13 protein-coding genes are annotated in these 17945 nt (G+C 73.8%); 12 read left to right on the top strand and 1 reads right to left on the bottom strand.

The features are described from left to right. Positions 1-233: 233 nt before the first annotated feature. The 8 genes from ACIG5E_RS24720 to ACIG5E_RS24685 all read left to right on the top strand — a co-directional run bounded on the left by ACIG5E_RS24720 (position 234) and on the right by ACIG5E_RS24685 (position 8601). Positions 234-872, top strand: coding sequence for a response regulator (locus ACIG5E_RS24720; protein ID WP_033355688.1), 639 nt, complete (start codon positions 234-236; stop codon positions 870-872). A gap of 146 nt (positions 873-1018) precedes the next feature. Beyond that, positions 1019-3715 (top strand): DNA translocase FtsK, encoded by a 2697-nt coding sequence (locus ACIG5E_RS24715; RefSeq protein ID WP_396536706.1) that lies wholly within the window; start codon positions 1019-1021, stop codon positions 3713-3715. A gap of 260 nt (positions 3716-3975) precedes the next feature. Continuing rightward, positions 3976-4836 (top strand): helix-turn-helix domain-containing protein, encoded by an 861-nt coding sequence (locus ACIG5E_RS24710; RefSeq protein WP_396536704.1) that lies wholly within the window; start codon positions 3976-3978, stop codon positions 4834-4836. Between the two features lie 96 nt (positions 4837-4932). Further along, entirely contained in the window at positions 4933-6438 is a 1506-nt protein-coding gene (rimO, locus tag ACIG5E_RS24705; protein ID WP_396536702.1) for a 30S ribosomal protein S12 methylthiotransferase RimO, read from the top strand. Next, positions 6435-7070, top strand: coding sequence for a CDP-diacylglycerol--glycerol-3-phosphate 3-phosphatidyltransferase (pgsA, locus tag ACIG5E_RS24700; protein WP_396536700.1), 636 nt, complete (start codon positions 6435-6437; stop codon positions 7068-7070). Before rimO ends, pgsA begins: the two co-directional genes overlap by 4 nt. Before the next feature lie 16 nt (positions 7071-7086). Further along, entirely contained in the window at positions 7087-7563 is a 477-nt protein-coding gene (locus ACIG5E_RS24695; RefSeq protein ID WP_396536698.1) for a CinA family protein, read from the top strand. A gap of 315 nt (positions 7564-7878) precedes the next feature. After that, positions 7879-8247 (top strand): helix-turn-helix domain-containing protein, encoded by a 369-nt coding sequence (locus tag ACIG5E_RS24690; protein ID WP_030290911.1) that lies wholly within the window; start codon positions 7879-7881, stop codon positions 8245-8247. A gap of 54 nt (positions 8248-8301) precedes the next feature. After that, the gene (locus ACIG5E_RS24685; RefSeq protein WP_396536696.1) at positions 8302-8601 is read left to right on the top strand and encodes a hypothetical protein; all 300 of its coding nucleotides are present in this window, start codon (positions 8302-8304) and stop codon (positions 8599-8601) included. A gap of 72 nt (positions 8602-8673) precedes the next feature. On the opposite strand, the gene ACIG5E_RS24680 is transcribed toward ACIG5E_RS24685, so the two are convergent. After that, on the bottom strand, positions 8674-13401 hold the full coding sequence (locus ACIG5E_RS24680) for an ATP-dependent helicase (RefSeq protein ID WP_396536694.1): 4728 nt from the start codon (positions 13399-13401) through the stop codon (positions 8674-8676). 194 nt (positions 13402-13595) lie between these two features. On the opposite strand from ACIG5E_RS24680, the gene ACIG5E_RS24675 reads away from it, so the two are divergent. The 4 genes from ACIG5E_RS24675 (at position 13596) to recA (ending at position 17945) form a co-directional block, all read left to right on the top strand. After that, the gene (locus ACIG5E_RS24675) at positions 13596-15098 is read left to right on the top strand and encodes a S8 family peptidase (RefSeq protein ID WP_396536692.1); all 1503 of its coding nucleotides are present in this window, start codon (positions 13596-13598) and stop codon (positions 15096-15098) included. 62 nt (positions 15099-15160) lie between these two features. Then, entirely contained in the window at positions 15161-15355 is a 195-nt protein-coding gene (locus tag ACIG5E_RS24670) for a DUF3046 domain-containing protein (protein WP_396536690.1), read from the top strand. A 36-nt stretch (positions 15356-15391) separates the two neighbouring features. Then, complete coding sequence (locus ACIG5E_RS24665) at positions 15392-16618, top strand: AI-2E family transporter (RefSeq protein WP_396536688.1); 1227 nt, start codon at positions 15392-15394, stop codon at positions 16616-16618. A 211-nt stretch (positions 16619-16829) separates the two neighbouring features. Next, entirely contained in the window at positions 16830-17945 is a 1116-nt protein-coding gene (gene recA / locus ACIG5E_RS24660) for a recombinase RecA (RefSeq protein ID WP_396536686.1), read from the top strand.

Below are 17945 nucleotides of genomic sequence, written 5' to 3'. Positions count from 1 at the left end.
GCTGGCGGTCGGGCCGGGGAACCCGGTAGGGTCACCGATCGTTGCGAACAGTGACCGGATGGCGACACGCTGCTGAGCGTGCGCCGGAGCACTGGCTGCGCGCCGCTTCGGATCGGGTCACGACGGAGCGATGTGCCGGGCGAGGGGGTGCGGCTAGCATGACCGGGGTAGCGGTGGGCAGTACGCGAGTGCCTACACCGGGCGGCAGGCAGGCGACAGGAGGGCGAGCCCCGATGCAGAAGGCGAAGATCCTCCTGGTCGACGACCGGCCGGAGAACCTCCTGGCGCTGGAGGCGATCCTCTCCGCGCTGGACCAGACGCTGGTGCGCGCCGCCTCCGGTGAGGAGGCGCTCAAGGCGCTGTTGACCGACGACTTCGCGGTGATCCTGCTGGACGTCCAGATGCCCGGGATGGACGGCTTCGAGACCGCCGCCCACATCAAGCGCCGCGAGCGCACCCGGGACATCCCGATCATCTTCCTGACCGCGATCAACCACGGCCCGCACCACACCTTCCGCGGCTACGCGGCCGGCGCGGTGGACTACATCTCCAAGCCCTTCGACCCGTGGGTGCTGCGCGCCAAGGTCTCGGTCTTCGTCGACCTGTACGTCAAGAACTGCCAGCTGAAGGAGCAGGCCGCGCTGCTGCGGCTGCAGCTGGAGGCGGGCGGCGGCGAGCAGCCGGCCCTCGGCGGGGCGCTGCTCGGCGAGCTGTCCGCGCGGCTGGCGGCGGTCGAGGAGCAGGCGGAGGCGCTGGGCAAGCAGCTGGACGGGGCCGAGGACGCCGGGGTGGCCGCCACCGCGGCGCACCTGGAGCGCAAGCTGGCCGGCCTGCGCCGGGCCCTGGACGCGATGCGCCCCGGCAGCGCGTAGACCTGCTCGGACGTTCACTCGTCCGGGTGGTTTGCTGCTGCGGCCGGGTGAAGCGCGGTCAGTGTGACGGTGTGTCTGCGACACGTCCGGGTGCCCCGGCTCGGCCGCATGTGCACCGGTCGTCCGCCCCGGTAGGCTGCTGACCCATGGCCACTCGTACGCCCGGAAACGCCGCACGCAAGCCGAGTCCGGGACCGTCCAAGAAGGCCGCGGCCAAGGCCCCGGGCAAGCCGCCCGCGAAGAAGGCGGCCCCCCGCAGGGCCCCCGCGAAGAAGGCGGCCGCCAAGTCGGCCCCGCCACCCCCGCCGCGCCGGTCGGTGCTGATGAGCGCCCTCAACGCCCTCGCGAGCCCGATCGCCGCGATCTTCCGCGGCTTCGGCGACGGCGCCAAGAACCTCCACCCGGCCCACCGCAAGGACGGGCTCGGCCTGCTGCTCTTCGCGCTCGCGCTGGTGGTCGCGGCCGGCACCTGGTTCAGCTCGGAGGGCTGGCTGAACGGGGCGGCCACCGCGGTGGTGTCCGGGCTGTTCGGGCGGCTCGACGTGCTGGTGCCGTTCCTGCTGGCCGGGATGGCGATCCGGCTCTGGCGCCACCCGGAGCTGCCGGAGGCCAACGGCCGGATCGTGATCGGGCTGAGCACGCTGCTGGTCGGCATCCTCGGCCTGGTCCACATCGGCTGCGGCGCGCCCACCATGGGCAGCGGCGCCTCCCGGATAAGGGCGGCCGGCGGGATCATCGGCTGGGCCGCGTCCACCCCGATGATGGCCGCCGCCGGCGCGGTGCTGGCCGTGCCGCTGCTCCTGCTGCTGGCCTTCTTCGGCCTGCTGGTGGTCACCGCCACCCCGGTCAACCGGATCGGCGAGCGGGTGCGCGGAATGGGGATAAGGCTCGGCGTGGTCGAGCCCGGCCCCGAGGACGAGCTGCGCTGGGGGCGCACGCCGGAGCGCGAGCTGTCCACCGATCCGCCGGAGGACGCCGACCCCGAGGCGCTGCCCTTCACCGTGGGCACCGACAGCGACGACCCGGGCGACGAGGTCGCCGCCCGCCGTCGCCGCCGTCGGCGCAAGCACTCCGTCGAGGACGACGAGGACCAGCCGGAGGCCGTCCGGGTCTCTCTGGACAAGGGGCCGCTGGACAACGAGCCGCCGGACCCGTACGCCACCCGCGACCTCGCCGCCGGCGCGGCCGCCGACCTGGACGGCGCGCTGGTCTACGGCGTGCCCGCCTCCTCGGCGGTGGCGGACATGATGCACCAGGTCAAGGACCTCACCGCGGCGCCCGAGGAGCCCGCCGTCCCGGCCGCCCGCAACGGCGGCCCGGGCGCGCCCGCGGAGCACGGCCCGGCGCCGGTGCGGATGGAGCAGCTCCAGCTCGGCGAGGGCGTCACCTACGCGCTGCCCTCGCTCGACCTGCTGGAGCGCGGCGGCCCGGCCAAGGCCCGCAGCGCCCTCAACGACGAGGTGGTCGCCCAGCTCACCGGCACCTTCGCCGAGTTCAAGGTGGACGCGAAGGTCACCGGCTTCACCCGCGGCCCGACGGTCACCCGCTACGAGGTCGAGCTCGGCCCGGCCGTCAAGGTGGAGCGGATCACCGCGCTCGCCAAGAACATCGCATACGCGGTGGCCAGCCCGGACGTGCGGATCATCAGCCCGATCCCGGGCAAGTCCGCGGTCGGCATCGAGATCCCCAACCGGGACCGCGAGATGGTCAACCTGGGCGACCTGCTGCGCTCGCGCACGGCCGCCGAGGACACCCACCCGATGGTCGTCGGCATGGGCAAGGACGTCGAGGGCCACACCGTGATGGCCAACCTCGCCAAGATGCCGCACATCCTGGTGGCCGGTGCGACCGGCGCGGGCAAGTCGTCCTGCATCAACTGCCTGATCACCTCGATCCTCGCCCGGGCCACCCCGGACGAGGTGCGGATGGTGCTGGTCGACCCCAAGCGGGTCGAGCTGACCGCGTACGAGGGCATCCCGCACCTGATCACGCCGATCATCACCAACCCGAAGAAGGCCGCCGAGGCCCTCCAGTGGGTGGTGCGCGAGATGGACATGCGCTACGACGACCTCGCGGCGTTCGGCTTCCGGCACGTGGACGACTTCAACGCGGCGGTGAAGGCCGGCAAGGTCACCCCGCCGCTGGGCAGCGAGCGGGAGCTCAGGCCGTACCCGTACCTGCTGGTGATCGTCGACGAGCTGGCCGACCTGATGATGGTCGCCCCGCGCGACGTCGAGGACTCGGTCGTCCGGATCACCCAGCTGGCCCGCGCGGCCGGCATCCACCTGGTGCTCGCCACCCAGCGGCCCTCGGTGGACGTGGTGACCGGTCTGATCAAGGCCAACGTGCCGTCCCGACTGGCCTTCGCGACCTCCGCGATGGCCGACTCCCGGGTCATCCTGGACCAGCCCGGCGCGGAGAAGCTGATCGGCAAGGGCGACGCGCTGTTCCTGCCGATGGGCGCGAGCAAGCCGGTCCGCATGCAGGGCGCGTTCGTCACCGAGGCGGAGATCGCCAAGGTGGTGCAGCACTGCAAGGACCAGTTGAGCGCCGTCTACCGGGACGACGTGATGGCCGGGGCCGGGCCGAAGAAGGAGATCGACGAGGAGATCGGCGACGACCTGGACCTGCTGATCCAGGCGGCCGAGCTGGTGGTCTCCACCCAGTTCGGCTCGACCTCGATGCTCCAGCGCAAGCTCCGGGTCGGCTTCGCCAAGGCGGGCCGGCTGATGGACCTGATGGAGTCGCGCGGGATCGTCGGTCCGAGCGAGGGCTCCAAGGCCCGCGACGTGCTGGTGAAGCCGGACGAGCTGGACGGGGTGCTGATCACTCTGCGGGGCTGACGGACCGTGCCCTCCAGGGTGTTCACTCGTTCGGAGGAGGGTAGGCGCGGTAGCGGGAACCGAATGCCCGTACGCCGCGTCACAGGCCGCGAAGCGCACCCCGGGGTCCGAGGCGCGCCCCGGCTGACCGCCGGTCAACGGGGGCCGGAGCCCCGGCCGGTGCGGGCGCGCGCATTCGGCCCGGTCCGATTGAGAAACGATCCGCCCACGCCCCTAGACTGTTCTCCAGCAGGTGGCCATCCGCTCGAAAGGCGTGCCCCGTGACCATCGGCAAGTCCTCCGACCGCGAGAACGCCCCGTCGTCCATCGAGCCGACCGCCGACGCGGTGCAGGCGGCCGATGCCCCGAGCATCGGCCGGGTGCTGTCCGTCGCCCGGATCGAGGCGGGACTCACGGTGGACCAGGTGAGTACCTCCACCCGCGTGCGGGTGCCGATCGTCCATGCCATCGAGGAGGACGACTTCGACCGCTGCGGCGGCGACTTCTACGCCCGCGGGCACATCCGCTCGATCGCCCACGCGGTCGGCGCGGACGCCGAGGCGCTGGTCGCCCGCTACGACGACGCGCACGGCGGCTCGCCGGCCTCCAAGCGCCCGGCCACCCAGCTGATCGACAGCGGCCCGATCAAGGTGCCCGGCCGCAGCCGGCCCAACTGGGCGGCGGCCATGGTCGCCGCGATCGTCGCCGTGGTCGCCCTGATCGGCTTCAACCTGGTGAGCGGCAAGAGCGGCCACACCGGCACCGGCACCGCCAGCGCGCCGCTGCCCAGCGGCTCCGGCACCGGCTCGGTCGCCCCGGCCACGCCGAGCGTCCAGCCGCCGGCGCCCGCGCCGAGCGCCGCGGCGATCGCCGCCGTCCCGGGTGACAAGGTCACCGTGAAGCTGGTCGCCCAGGGCACCAGCTGGGTCTCGGCGATGGACGGCAACGGCAAGTCGCTGTTCCAGAACAACATCAGCGACGGCCAGGACCAGACCTTCACCGACCCCAAGCAGATCAAGCTGGTGCTCGGCAACGGCGGGGCCGTGCACGCGTACGTCAACGGCAAGGACCTCGGCGTCCTCGGCAAGGACGGCCAGGTGGTGCACGTCACGTACACCCCCGGAGACCCGCAGGCAGGCTGACCACAGGGCCCGCGGGGGCCGGTGATGATCACCTGATCCGTGGCGCGCGGCCTCCGGGGCGAACGGCACCGGAGGCCGCGCGTTAATCTTGGCCCTATGCCTGAACGCCGCACTGTCGCCCTTGTCACGCTCGGATGCGCCCGCAACGAGGTGGACTCCGAGGAACTCGCCGGGCGACTGGAAGCCGACGGCTGGTTGCTCGTCGACGATGCCGCCGAGGCCGATGTCGCCGTCGTCAACACCTGCGGCTTCGTCGAAGCCGCCAAGAAGGACTCCGTCGACGCCCTGCTCGAGGCCAACGACCTCAAGGGACACGGCCGCACCCAGGCCGTCGTCGCGGTCGGCTGCATGGCCGAGCGGTACGGCAAGGAACTCGCCGACGCGCTGCCCGAGGCCGACGGGGTGCTCGGCTTCGACGACTACGCGGACATCTCCGACCGCCTGCAGACCATCCTCTCCGGCGGCCACCACGCCCCGCACATCCCGCGCGACCGCCGCAAGCTGCTGCCGATCAGCCCGGCCGAGCGGCAGTCCGCCGCCGAGGCCGTCGCGCTGCCCGGCCACGGCGCCGAGGCCGCCGCCGAGCCGATCACCGACCTGCCCGAGGGCCTCGCCCCGGCCTCCGGCCCGCGCACCCTGCGCAAGCGGCTGGACGACAGCCCGGTCGCCTCGGTCAAGCTCGCCTCCGGCTGCGACCGGCGCTGCTCCTTCTGCGCCATCCCGGCCTTCCGCGGCTCCTTCATCTCCCGCCGCCCCTCCGACGTGCTGAACGAGGCCCAGTGGCTGGCCGGACAGGGCGTCCGCGAGATCGTCCTGGTCAGCGAGAACAACACCTCCTACGGCAAGGACCTCGGCGACATCCGGCTGCTGGAGACGCTGCTCGGCGAGATCTCCGCGATCGAGGGCGTCGAGCGGGTGCGGGTCTCCTACCTGCAGCCGGCCGAGATGCGCCCCGGCCTGATCGACGCGATGACCGGGACCGCCGACGTGGTGCCCTACTTCGACCTGTCCTTCCAGCACTCGGCCCCCGCCGTGCTGCGCCGGATGCGCCGCTTCGGCTCCACCGACCAGTTCCTGGAGCTGCTGGGGACCATCCGGGACAAGGCCCCGCAGGCCGGCGCCCGGTCCAACTTCATCGTCGGCTTCCCCGGTGAGACCGAGGAGGACTTCGCCGAGCTGGAGCGCTTCGTCACCCACGCCGGGCTGGACGCGATCGGCGTCTTCGGCTACTCCGACGAGGACGGCACCGAGGCCGCGACCTACGACGGCAAGCTGCCCGAGGACGTCGTCGCCGACCGGCTGGACCGGCTGAGCCGGCTCGCCGAGGAGATGACCGCCCAGCGGGCCGAGCAGCGGATCGGCACCGAGGTCGAGGTGCTGATCGAGTCGATCGAGGACGGCGTGGTCGAGGGCCGCTCCGCCCACCAGGCCCCGGAGACCGACGGCCTGACCACCCTGCACGGCGTCGAGGACCCGCAGGTCGGACAGTTCTGGCGGGCCACCGTGGTGGCCAGCGAGGGCGTCGACCTGATCGCCGAGGCGCTGGACCAGGTGCGGCCGCCCAGGACCGCGGGGGCCGAGGCTCCGGGAGCCGGGGCATGACCAAGGGGCCCGGCGCCCCGGCCGCGGCCCACCCGGGCAGACCAGCGGCCGCCCCGCCGGCGCCGGGTATCTGGAACATCGCCAACGTGCTGACCATGGTCCGGCTGCTGCTGGTGCCGGTCTTCGTGGCGCTGCTGTTCGCCGACGGCGGGCACGACCCCAAGTGGCGCTCGGTCGCCTGGGCCTCCTTCGCCATCGCGATGATCACCGACCTGTTCGACGGCGAGCTCGCCCGCCGCAAGGGCCTGGTCACCGACTTCGGCAAGATCGCCGATCCGATCGCCGACAAGGCCATCATGGGCGCGGCGCTGATCGGCCTCTCGGTGCTCGGCGACCTGCCCTGGTGGGTCACCGCGGTGATCCTGGCCCGCGAACTCGGCATCACCCTGATGCGCTTCTGGGTGATCCGCTTCGGGGTCATCCCGGCCAGCCGCGGCGGCAAGCTCAAGACGCTGACCCAGGGCATCGCGGTCGGCATGTACGTGCTGGACCTGCACGGGTGGCTGGCCACCGGGCGGGCGGTCCTGATGGGCCTGGCGGTGCTGCTGACCGTCGGCACCGCGCTGGACTACGTCGGGCAGGCGCTGCGACTGCGCCGCGAGGGCACGGCCGCGGAGCACGCGGACCGGTAGGAACGGGGGAGCTTCGGTGACGGACCACGAGCTGGCCGAGCGGGTGCACGCCGCCCTGCGGGCCGAGGGCGGCACACTGGCCGTCGCCGAGTCGCTCACCGGCGGGCTGCTGGCGGCCGCGCTGGTGGACGTCCCAGGGGCCTCCGCGACCTTCCGCGGCTCGGTCACCGCGTACGCGACCGAGCTGAAGGCCTCGGTGCTGGGGGTGGACGAGGGCCTGTTGGACGTGTACGGTCCGGTCCACCCGGTGGTGGCCCGTCAGATGGCCGAGGGCGTGCGCGCGCTGCTGGGGGCCACGTACGGGCTCGCGACGACCGGGGTGGCCGGTCCGGACCCGCAGGACGGGCGGCCGGTGGGCACCGTACACCTGGCGGTCGCCGGCCCGGGGGGAACTCTGGTCAGTTCGCCCCTGCTGTCGGGCGCTCGTGCCACAATCCGTCACGACGCGGTGACCGCCGCACTGGAACTGCTCGCCGGCCGGCTCGCTCGATGACGGTCGGCGGACGGATCTCCACGGAACCGAGATCTGCCGAACCGGCGCACGGGTATGGCACAGCTGGAGGATCGTGTTACATCCAACGGCCTGGTGGGGCAGAAACCAGGTGGCGAACGAGTTGCGTGACGGTGGCCGGGTGGGCCAGATCGGGTACCACGAGGGGCCCGCGAACCCGGGTGCGACACCGGAACAGGGAGGGGGACGGCCTTGCAGCCCAGAGTGAACACGACCAGGGTCCCCGCACGCGAAGCGGGCAAGGCGGTACGGTGGGGGCGTGACATCTCGATCCGCAGTCCGAGGAGGGAGGCACCGATGATCCTGCTCCGTCGCCTACTGGGCGATGTACTGCGTCGGCAGCGCCAGCGCCAGGGCCGCACACTCCGCGAGGTGTCGGCGGCCGCCAGGGTTTCGCTCGGGTACCTCTCCGAGGTCGAGCGGGGACAGAAGGAGGCCTCTTCGGAGCTGCTCTCCGCCATCTGCGACGCACTCGACGTCCGGATGTCCGAGGTCATGCGCGAGGTCAGCGACGAACTGTCGCTCGCCGAACTTGCGGCGATGGCCACCCTCTCCGAAGGTGATCTGCTGAGGCCGGTACTCGAACCGGTTCCGCTGCCCGCCCCCGGCGCCGACCGGGCGAACATGTCGCCCAAGGCCGCCGCGATGGACGTGGTCGCTGCCTGATCCGGCCTCGACTCCCGGGTTTCCGATGCCCGGGGCGAGCGGAGGAGGGCGGTCGTGCGGAGAATCGCGACGGTGCGCACGGTGGCCCGAATACGGCTGCGGGTGCGACGGGCGGTGCCGTGGCCGGTTCGCTTGGTCCTGGTGGTCCTCGCGGCCGGGCTCGCCTGGTGGCTCATGGCCGTCCGGGGGCAGCTGGCCGACGGCGCGGTGCTGGGGCTGCTGGTGGCCGGTGGCTGGGGGCTCGGTCTCATCCCGGTCCATGCCGACCGGAACGCGACCGGACCGGTGCGACGCCGCCGTCGGCGCGAGGAAGCCGTGAGCCGGGTGGAGGCACCATCGCCGCCGATCGGGTGAATCGACGTGGCCGGAGGCTGCGGGGTCGTTGACTCCGCGGCCTCCGGGCTTTTCCGCAGCCTTCGGGCCCTGTTACGGGCGCAGCCGCAGCCCGCGGGGCGTGGCGTGGAAGCCCGCCTCCTCCAGGGCGCGGCCGAGGTCGGAACCGAGGGCGGGCTCGCCGTTGGCCCGCTCGACCGTGACGCTGCCGAGCGCGCCCGCGCGGACCGCCCCGGCGAGTGCTCCGGCGGCCAGCGCGACGGCGGCCCCGTCCTCCGGCCACGCCAGCAGGGACTTGCCGCCCCGCTCGACGTACAGCGCCAGCTCGCCGTCCACCAGCACCACCAGGGCGCCGGCCTTGCGGCCCGGGCGGTGCGCCTTGGCCTCCTTGGCCCCCGGGGCGGCGGGCGGCTCCGGCCAGGGCAGCGCGGCGCCGTAGGCGTTCGCCGGATCGGCGGCGGCCAGCACCAGCAGCTGCGGCGGCTCGGCGGCCGGCGCGGCCGGCCACTCGGTGGCGCGGGCCCGCTCCAGCCGGCCGCTGACCGAGCGCAGCCGGTCGGCCGCGCCCTCCATGGCGAACTGGGCGCCGCCCAGGCCCTCGACGAAGTAGCCCCGGCGGGCCCGGCCGCGCTCCTCCATCGCGGCGAGCACCCGGTAGACCCCGGCGAAGCCGCCGGGCACCCGTTCGGCCGCCACCGTGCCGCGGGTGAGCAGACCGTGCCGGTCCAGCAGGCTCTGCGCCTGGGCGGTGGCCCGGACCGTCGGGTCGGCGGCGAGGGAGGGCAGCAGCGACCAGCGCCCGGCCACCGTCGGCGGGCCGCCGCGCAGCGCGCCGCCGGCCCGGCCGAAGGCGCGGCCCGCGCCGCCGTAGCGGCCGCGCGGGACGGCCCGGGGCGCGCGGTGGGCGGTGGCGCCGGCCGTGCGGCCGGAGCCGAGCAGGGCGCGCAGCGGGGCCAGGGTGTCGTTGGTGACGTACCCGGCCCAGACCAGGTCCCAGAGGGCCTCGACCACCTCCGGCTCGGCCGTCTCCTCGGGCAGCTGCTGGACGAGCTGGCGGAAGAACAGGCCGTAGCCGCCCGCCAGGGACTGCAGCAGGGCGCTGTGCAGCGGGGTGAGCGCGGGCGGCACCGGCTCGGGGCGCAGCAGGTGGGCGTTCTCGGCCAGGTGCAGGCTGAGCCAGCCGTCCTTGCCGGGCAGTGCGCCCGCGCCGCACCAGCCGATCTCGCCGGCCGCCATCAGCTCGTCCAGCAGGCCGGGGGAGTAGTCGCTGAGCCGGGCCGGGAGGATCAGCTTCTCCAGGGCGGAGGCGGGCAGGGCGGTGCCCTGGAGCTGTTCGACCACCCGGAGCAGGCCGTCCGGGCCGCGCAGCCGGTGCCCGGCCAGGTGCTGCCACTGCGGCAGGAAGGCGGCCAGGGCGCGCGGCGGGACGGGCTCGACCTCCTGGCGCAGGGCGGCCAGCGAGCGGCGGCGCAGCCGGCGCAGCACCTCGGCGTCGCACCACTCGTGGGCGGTGGTGTGGCTCTCGGCCGGCCTGAACTGGCCCTGGACCAGGCGGCCGGCCGAGGTGAGCCGCTGCAGGGTGCCGGTGACGACGGCGGTGCCCAGGCCGTAGCGGGCGCCGGCCTCGGTGGCGGTGAACGGGCCGTGGGTGCGGGCGTGCCGGGCCAGCAGGTCGCCCAGCGGGTCCTTGACCGGCTCGGTGAAGGCCTCGGGGACGCCGACCGGCAGCGGGGTGCCGAGCGCGTCGCGCAGCCGTCCGGCGTCCTCGATCGCGGCCCAGCGCTGCTCGCCGGCGATCCGGACCTGGATCACCCGGCGGGCGGCCTCCAGTTCCAGGGCCCAGAGCGGCTCGGCGCCGCGGACGGTCAACTCGGTCTCGGTGAGCGGGCCGAGCAGGCGCAGCGCGTCGGCGACGCCCTCGGCGTCCTTGATCCGGCGCTCGGGGGTGAGGCGTTGGAGCTCGGCCTCCAACTCGGCGAGCACCTGCGGGTCGAGCAGCTCGCTCAGCTCGGCCTGGCCGAGGAGCTCGGACAGCAGTCGGGAGTCGAGCGAGAGGGCGGCGGCCCGGCGTTCGGCGAGCGGGGAGTCGCCCTCGTAGAGGAACTGGGCGACGTAGCCGAAGAGCAGTGAGCGGGCGAAGGGCGAGGGTTCGGGGGTGGTGACCTCGACCAGGCGGACGGCGCGGGATTCGAGGTCCCCCATCAGCTCGACCAGGCCGGGGACGTCGAAGACGTCCTGCAGGCACTCCCGGACGGCCTCCAGGACGATCGGGAACGAGCCGTACTCGGAGGCGACTTCGAGCAGTTGGGCGGCGCGCTGGCGCTGCTGCCAGAGCGGGGTGCGGCGGCCGGGGTTGCGGCGGGGGAGCAGCAGGGCTCGGCCGGCGCACTCGCGGAAGCGGGAGGCGAACAGGGCGGAGCCGCCGACCTGTTCGGTGACCAGCTGCTCGATCTCGGTGGAGTCGAACAGGGCGGCGTCGGCGCCGACCGGGGCCTCGTCCGGGGCCGGACCGGCGGGCTCCGACGGGCTGCTGAAGTCGAAGTCGGGGGCGAGCAGGTCGGCGTCGGGCAGGCGGAGCACGATGCCGTCGTCGGCGTGCATGACCTGCGGGTCCAGGCCGTGCTTCTCGCGCAGCCGGGCGCCGAGGGCGAGCGCCCAGGGGGCGTGCACCTGGGCGCCGAACGGGGAGTGGATGACGATCCGCCAGTCGCCGAGTTCGTCCCGGAAGCGTTCGACCACGATGGTGCGGTCGTCGGGGAGGTGGCCGCAGGCGGCCCGCTGTTCGGCGAGGTAGTCCAGCAGGTTGGCGGCGGCCCAGTCGTCCAGGCCGGCCTGCTTGAGGCGCTCGGTGGCGGCCTCGGGCCGGAGGGTGCCCAGCTCGCGGGTGAACGCGCCGAGGGCGCGGCCGAGTTCGAGCGGGCGGCCGAGGGTGTCGCCCTTCCAGAACGGGAGCCGGCCGGGGACACCGGGGGCGGGGGTGACCAGCACCTTGTCGTGGGTGATCTCCTCGATCCGCCAGGAGGTGGTGCCGAGGGTGAACACGTCGCCGACGCGGGATTCGTAGACCATCTCCTCGTCGAGTTCGCCGACCCTGCCGCCGCCCTTTTTCCCCGTCTTTGAATCGGACGCAGTCGTACCGGCGATGAAGACGCCGAACAGGCCTCGGTCGGGGATGGTGCCGCCGGAGGTGACGGCCAGGCGCTGGGCGCCGGGGCGGCCGGTCACCGTGCCGGCCACCCGGTCCCAGACCACCCGGGGGCGCAACTCGGCGAAGGCGTCCGAGGGGTAGCGGCCGGCCAGCATGTCGAGCACGGCGTCGAAGGCGGACTGCGGGAGGGTGGCGAAGGGCGCGGCGCGGCGGACCACGGTGAGCAGTTCGTCCACCGGCCAGGCGTCCAGTGCCGTCATCGCGACCAGCTGCTGGGCCAGCACGTCCAGCGGGTTGCGCGGGATGCGCAGCGCCTCGATCCGCCCCGCCCGCATCCGCTCGGTGACCACGGCGGACTGCACCAGGTCCCCCCGGTACTTGGGGAAGAACACGCCGGTGGAGACGGCGCCGACCTGGTGGCCGGCCCGGCCGACCCGCTGCAGGCCGGAGGCGACCGAGGGCGGGGACTCGACCTGGACGACGAGTTCCACGGCGCCCATGTCGATGCCGAGCTCCAGGCTGGAGGTGGCGACCACGGCGGGCAGCCGGCCGGCCTTCAACTCCTCCTCGACGAGGGAGCGTTGCTCCTTGGAGACGGAGCCGTGGTGGGCCCGGGCGATCACCGCGGGCACGCCCCTGGCGGCGCCCGAGCCGCCCATCAGCTGGGCCGGGGCGTGCGCCTCGGGGGCGGCGGTGCCGGTGGCGCGCTCGTACGCGATCTCGTTCAGCCGGTTGCACAGGCGCTCGGCCAGGCGGCGGGAGTTGGCGAAGACGATGGTCGAGCGGTGCGCCTCGACCAGGTCGACGATCCGCTCCTCGACGTGCGGCCAGATCGAGGCCTGGCGCTGCGGGTCGGAGCCGGCGGCGCCGCCGGTGGCCGGGGCGGCGGGCAGGTCGTCAAGGTCGGGGACCGGGACGACCACCGAGAGGTCGAACTCCTTGGCGGAGGCGGGCTGGACGACGGCGGCGCCGCGCTGGGGGCTGAGGAAGCGGGCCACCTCCTCGACCGGGCGCACCGTCGCGGACAGGCCGATCCGGCGGGCCGGGCGGTCCAGCAGTTCGTCCAGCCGCTCCAGGCTGAGCGCGAGGTGGGCGCCGCGCTTGGTGCCGGCGACGGCGTGGACCTCGTCCAGGATCACCGTGTCGATGCCCCGGAGCGCCTCCCGGGAGGCGGAGGTGAGCAGCAGGAAGAGCGACTCGGGGGTGGTGATCAGGATGTCCGGCGGGTGGGTCGCGAAGCGGCGGCGGTCGGCGGCCGGGGTGTCGCCGGAGCGGATGGCGACCTGGACCTCGGGCTCGGGCAGGCCGAGCCGGACGGCGGCCTGGCGCAGGCCGGTCAGCGGGGCGCGCAGGTTCCGTTCGACGTCCACCGCGAGGGCCTTGAGCGGGGAGACGTAGAGCACCCGGCAGCGGCGCTTCGTCTCGGCCGGGGGCGGGGTGCTGCTGAGCCGGTCGAGTGCGGAGAGGAAGGCGGCGAGCGTCTTGCCGGAGCCGGTGGGGGCGACCACCAGGACGTCGGTCTCCCGCCGGATGGCGCGCCAGGCCTCGGCCTGGGCGGTGGTGGGGGCGGAGAAGGCACCGGTGAACCACGCCCGGGTGGCCGGGGCGAAGCCGGCCAGCGGGTCGTCGGGCCGGGGGGCGTCGGCGGGCGGGGTCGGGTGCTGGGGCGCCATGCCCCCATGGTGCCGGGTGGGACTGACAAGCGGGGGCGGGGCGCGAGGAGGGTGTAGCTGCGGGGGCGGGAACGATGATCCGCTCATATGGTGAGGAATCGGGCATGTGATCACTTCGTGGCTGCGGCTGCCCGGCTTGCCGGCTGCCCTGCTTTGGCCGTGACCTCACCGGACCGACGAGCGGAGAGCGTGGGATGGCGCAGACGCACCAGTCCGGCGGTCCCGTCCGGGCGGTCCGCCGCCGCAGAGTGTGCGGGCCCGCCCGGGCGCTGCTCGCGATGCTGCTCACCGCCCTGGTGGCCGGCGGCGCCGTGCCGTACGTGTCGGGGCCGGGGCGGGCCTACCTCAGCTACCTGGTGCTGGCCGAGCGGGAGGACGCCGCGGGGGCCGCCAGGGCCGGGAAGGAGAGCCGGGCGTCGGGCGGACAGGTGGTGCAGGAGTACCCGCAGATCGGGGCGGTGCTGGCGTACGCCACCGGCGGCTTCGCGGAGCGGGTGCGGAGCAGGCCGGGGATCGCCGCGGTCGGGGCGACCCGGACGGCGCCGGTGGTGGGGCCGCCGCGGGCGGTGGACGGGGCGGGGGACTTCGCGGCGGGGGTGGCGCGGGGTGCGGGTGGGGACGGGCGGGAGGACGGGGCGGGGACGGTGCCGGACCCGGGGGAGGGCGGGGCCTGGAACCTCGCGATGGTCCACGCGGGAGCGGGGCCGACGGGGGACGGTGTCGGCGGGGTGCCGGGGGCGGAGACGCTGCGCAAGGTGCTGGTCGCGGTACTGGACTCGGGCGTGGACGACACCCACCCGGACCTGCGGGCGGCCGTCGACCCGAAGGCCTCGGCCTCCTGCGCCGACGGGCGGCCGGATGCCCGCAACGGCTCCTGGCGGCCCGACTCCGGCGCGGACGAGAGCGGGCACGGCACCCACGTCGCCGGGATCATCGGCGCGGCCCGGGACGGGCAGGGCGTCACCGGGGTCGCTCCCGGGGTGCGGATCGCGGCCGTCCGGCTGCTCGGGCCGCTGGGGCAGTACTACGCGGAGAACATCGTCTGCGGCATGCTCTGGGCGGCCGACCACGGGGCCAGGGCGATCAACGACAGCTACTTCGCCGACCCGTGGAAGTACAACTGCCCCGAGGACCGGGACCAGGCGGCGCTGATCGCGGCCGTCGGCCGGGCCGTCGCGTACGCCCGGCGCAAGGGCTCGGTGGTGGTCGCCTCGGCCGGCAACGACGGGCAGGACCTCGGCGCGGCCCGGACCGACGAGCGCAGCCCCAACGACCGGGTCTCCGGACCGGCCCGCACCCGCTACCTGGGCACCGAGTGCGTCCGCCTTCCCGGCGAGCTGCCCGGCGTCCTCACCGTCACGGCCGTCAACCGGGACGGGCTGCCGTCCTCCTACACCAACTACGGGCGCGGCCGGATCTCGCTGGCCGCCCCGGGCGGGGACCCGGACGGCGGGGCGCAGGGGGCGATCGTCTCGGACTGGCCGGGTGGGCAGTACGCGGCGCTGGCGGGCACCTCGATGGCGGCGGCGCACGTGACGGGGGCGGTGGCGGTCGCGGCGGCGCTGCATCCGGACTTCGGGTCGGCGCAGCTCGCGGACCTGCTGGCGAGCACGGCGGCGGCGGGGTGTCCGGTGGGGGCACGGGGGTGCGGGGACCGGCGGTATTTCGGGGCGGGGTTGTTGGTGGTGCCTCGGTAGCGGGGTGGCGGTGGTGGCCCGCTGGCCCGTGGGGGTGGGGGTGGCTCCGGGATACTGGGGGCATGAGGCTGACGGAGTTCTGGCAACGGATGTACGCGCACTTCGGGGAGGGGTACGCGGAGTCGTTCGCGTCCGACCACGTGATGAGTGAGTTGGGCGGGCGGACGGTGCGGCAGGCGTTGGACGCGGGGTGGGAGGCCAAGGACGTCTGGCGGGTGGTCTGTGAGACCCAGGGGGTTTCGGCGCTGCTGCGCTGAGCGGCTGACGCGGGGGCGGTGGGACAGACTGTCCGGGTGACTACGAGTGGAGAGCAGGAGCGCCTCGGCGAGGCGGTGCACGGCGCCGAGGGGGAACGGGCGGGGCGTGGCGGGGTGTTGTGGGGCGGGATGCCGCCCTGGTTGCCGCGGGCGATGGTGTTGTTCCTCGTGCTGGTCGGGCTGTTCCAGCTCGCGGACTGGGCGTTCCGTCAGCTGATCGACCTGTTCGTGATGCTGTTGGTGGCGTTCTTCCTGTCGTTGGCGCTGGAGCCGCCCGTGGACCGGATGGCGGCGCGGGGGGTGCGCCGGGGGGTCGGGACCTTCCTGGTGTTCGTGGCGGTCGGGGTGGCGGTGGTGGGCTTCCTCGCGGCGCTCGGCACGCTGTTGGTGGACCAGGTGGCGAAGATCGCCGGGGACATGCCGCACCTGGTCGACAACCTGATCGGCTGGGTCAACCACACGTTCCACCAGGACCTCTCGCTGGGTGAGTTGCAGAAGCGGCTGCTGAAGGACTCCGGGACGATCGAGGGGTACGCCCAGCAGGCCGCGGACAACGTCTGGGGCGTCTCCTCGACCCTGATCGGCGGGCTGTTCCAGACCTTCACGGTGGGGCTGTTCACCTTCTACTTCACCGCCGAGGGCCCGCGGGTCCGGCGGACGGTGTGCTCGCTGCTGCCGCCCGACAAGCAGGGGGAGGTGCTGCGGGCCTGGGAGATCGCGCTGGCCAAGACGGGCGGCTACCTCTACTCCCGGGCGGTGCTGGCGGTGGTGTCGGCGGCCGGGCACTGGGTGATGTTCGCGCTGATCGACCTGCCGTACTCGGCCGCGCTGGCGATCTGGGTCGGCGTCATGTCGCAGTTCGTGCCGACCATCGGGACGTACCTGGCGGGTGCGCTGCCGGTGCTGGTCGCCCTCACCGTGGAGCCGGTGGACGCGTTGTGGGTGCTCGTCTTCACGGTGGTCTACCAGCAGATCGAGAACTACGTGCTGCACCCGAGGATCACCGCCAGGACGGTGGACGTGCACCCGGCGGTGGCCTTCGGCGCGGTGATCGCGGGGGCGGCGCTGCTGGGGGCGGTGGGCGCGCTGATCGCGATCCCGGCGGCGGCGACCCTGCAGGGCTTCGTCGGGACGTACGTGCGGCGGTACGAGGTGGCCACCGATCCGCGGATCGACCGGGGCGAGCAGCGGCGGGCCCGTCGGGAGCTGCGCCGGGAGGCGGCGCGGCGGCTGCGCCGGATGGTCGGCGGCGACGGGGAGTGACGGACGGTGCGGGGCGGGCGGCGGGGAGTGACCCGGCCGGCCCGCCCCGCGGCGTGTTCGGACCTGCGAGGCTTGAATCGAACGCATGTTCTTTTGTACGCTCCGGCGAGGAGTTTTCCACAGGCCGAGCCGGGTGGGGCTCGTTTGTCAGTGGGACGCGCTAGCGTCGATGACGATGAAGCGCACAGCACAGAACCCGAGGGAAAAAGCCATGGCAGGTACGGACCGCGAGAAGGCCCTGGAGACCGCGCTCGCCCAGATCGAGCGGCAGTTCGGCAAGGGCTCGGTGATGCGCCTCGGCGAGAAGGCGAACGAGCCGGTCGAGGTGATCTCCACCGGGTCGACCGCCCTGGACGTCGCCCTCGGGGTCGGCGGCATCCCGCGCGGCCGAGTGATCGAGATCTACGGCCCCGAGTCCTCCGGTAAGACCACTCTGACCCTGCACCTGGCCGCCAACGCCCAGCGGGCCGGCGGCACGGTCGCCTTCGTCGACGCGGAGCACGCGCTCGACCCCGAGTACGCCAAGAAGCTCGGCGTGGACACCGACGCCCTGCTGGTCAGCCAGCCGGACACCGGTGAGCAGGCCCTGGAGATCACCGACATGCTGATCCGCTCCGGCGCGATCGACCTGGTGATCATCGACTCGGTCGCGGCACTCGTCCCGCGCGCCGAGATCGAGGGCGAGATGGGTGACTCGCACGTCGGTCTGCAGGCCCGCCTGATGAGCCAGGCGCTGCGCAAGATCGCCGGTGCGCTGAACCAGTCGAACACCACCGCCATCTTCATCAACCAGCTGCGCGAGAAGATCGGTGTGATGTTCGGCTCGCCGGAGACCACGACCGGTGGCCGGGCGCTGAAGTTCTACGCTTCGGTCCGGCTGGACATCCGCCGGATCGAGACCCTGAAGGACGGCACCGAGGCGGTCGGCAACCGCACCCGCGTCAAGGTCGTCAAGAACAAGGTCGCCGCGCCGTTCAAGCAGGCCGAGTTCGACATCCTCTACGGCATCGGCATCAGCCGCGAGGGCGGCCTGATCGACATGGGCGTCGAGCACGGATTCATCCGCAAGTCCGGCGCCTGGTACACCTACGAGGGCGACCAGCTCGGCCAGGGCAAGGAGAACGCCCGCAACTTCCTGCGGGACAACCCGCAGCTCGCCGACGAGATCGAGCGGAAGATCAAGGGCAAGCTCGGCATCGGCCCGAAGACCGAGGAGCCGGCCGAGGCCGCGCCGGAGGCCGCCGCGGCCGACGGAGCCGCGAAGCCGATCACCGCGACCGCCGCCAAGACGGCCGCAGCGAAGAAGACGGCGGCTGCCAAGGCCTGA

Origin of the sequence: Kitasatospora sp. NPDC053057, assembly GCF_044546945.1 — a bacterium.
GTDB lineage: Bacteria > Actinomycetota > Actinomycetes > Streptomycetales > Streptomycetaceae > Kitasatospora.
The sequence above is the reverse complement of the archived record's forward strand: the minus strand, read 5'-3'. Positions and strand labels throughout refer to the sequence as shown.

Excerpts from the sequence above, each read along its gene's own strand:
- ACIG5E_RS24720 (WP_033355688.1), top strand. The coding sequence starts at position 234 with ATGCAGAAGGCGAAGATCCTCCTGGTCGACGACCGGCCGGAGAACCTC.
- ACIG5E_RS24715 (WP_396536706.1), top strand. The coding sequence starts at position 1,019 with ATGGCCACTCGTACGCCCGGAAACGCCGCACGCAAGCCGAGTCCGGGA.
- rimO (WP_396536702.1), top strand. The coding sequence starts at position 4,933 with ATGCCTGAACGCCGCACTGTCGCCCTTGTCACGCTCGGATGCGCCCGC.
- pgsA (WP_396536700.1), top strand. The coding sequence starts at position 6,435 with ATGACCAAGGGGCCCGGCGCCCCGGCCGCGGCCCACCCGGGCAGACCA.
- ACIG5E_RS24690 (WP_030290911.1), top strand. The coding sequence starts at position 7,879 with ATGATCCTGCTCCGTCGCCTACTGGGCGATGTACTGCGTCGGCAGCGC.
- ACIG5E_RS24680 (WP_396536694.1), bottom strand. The coding sequence starts at position 13,401 with ATGGCGCCCCAGCACCCGACCCCGCCCGCCGACGCCCCCCGGCCCGAC.
- ACIG5E_RS24675 (WP_396536692.1), top strand. The coding sequence starts at position 13,596 with ATGGCGCAGACGCACCAGTCCGGCGGTCCCGTCCGGGCGGTCCGCCGC.
- ACIG5E_RS24670 (WP_396536690.1), top strand. The coding sequence starts at position 15,161 with ATGAGGCTGACGGAGTTCTGGCAACGGATGTACGCGCACTTCGGGGAG.
- recA (WP_396536686.1), top strand. The coding sequence starts at position 16,830 with ATGGCAGGTACGGACCGCGAGAAGGCCCTGGAGACCGCGCTCGCCCAG.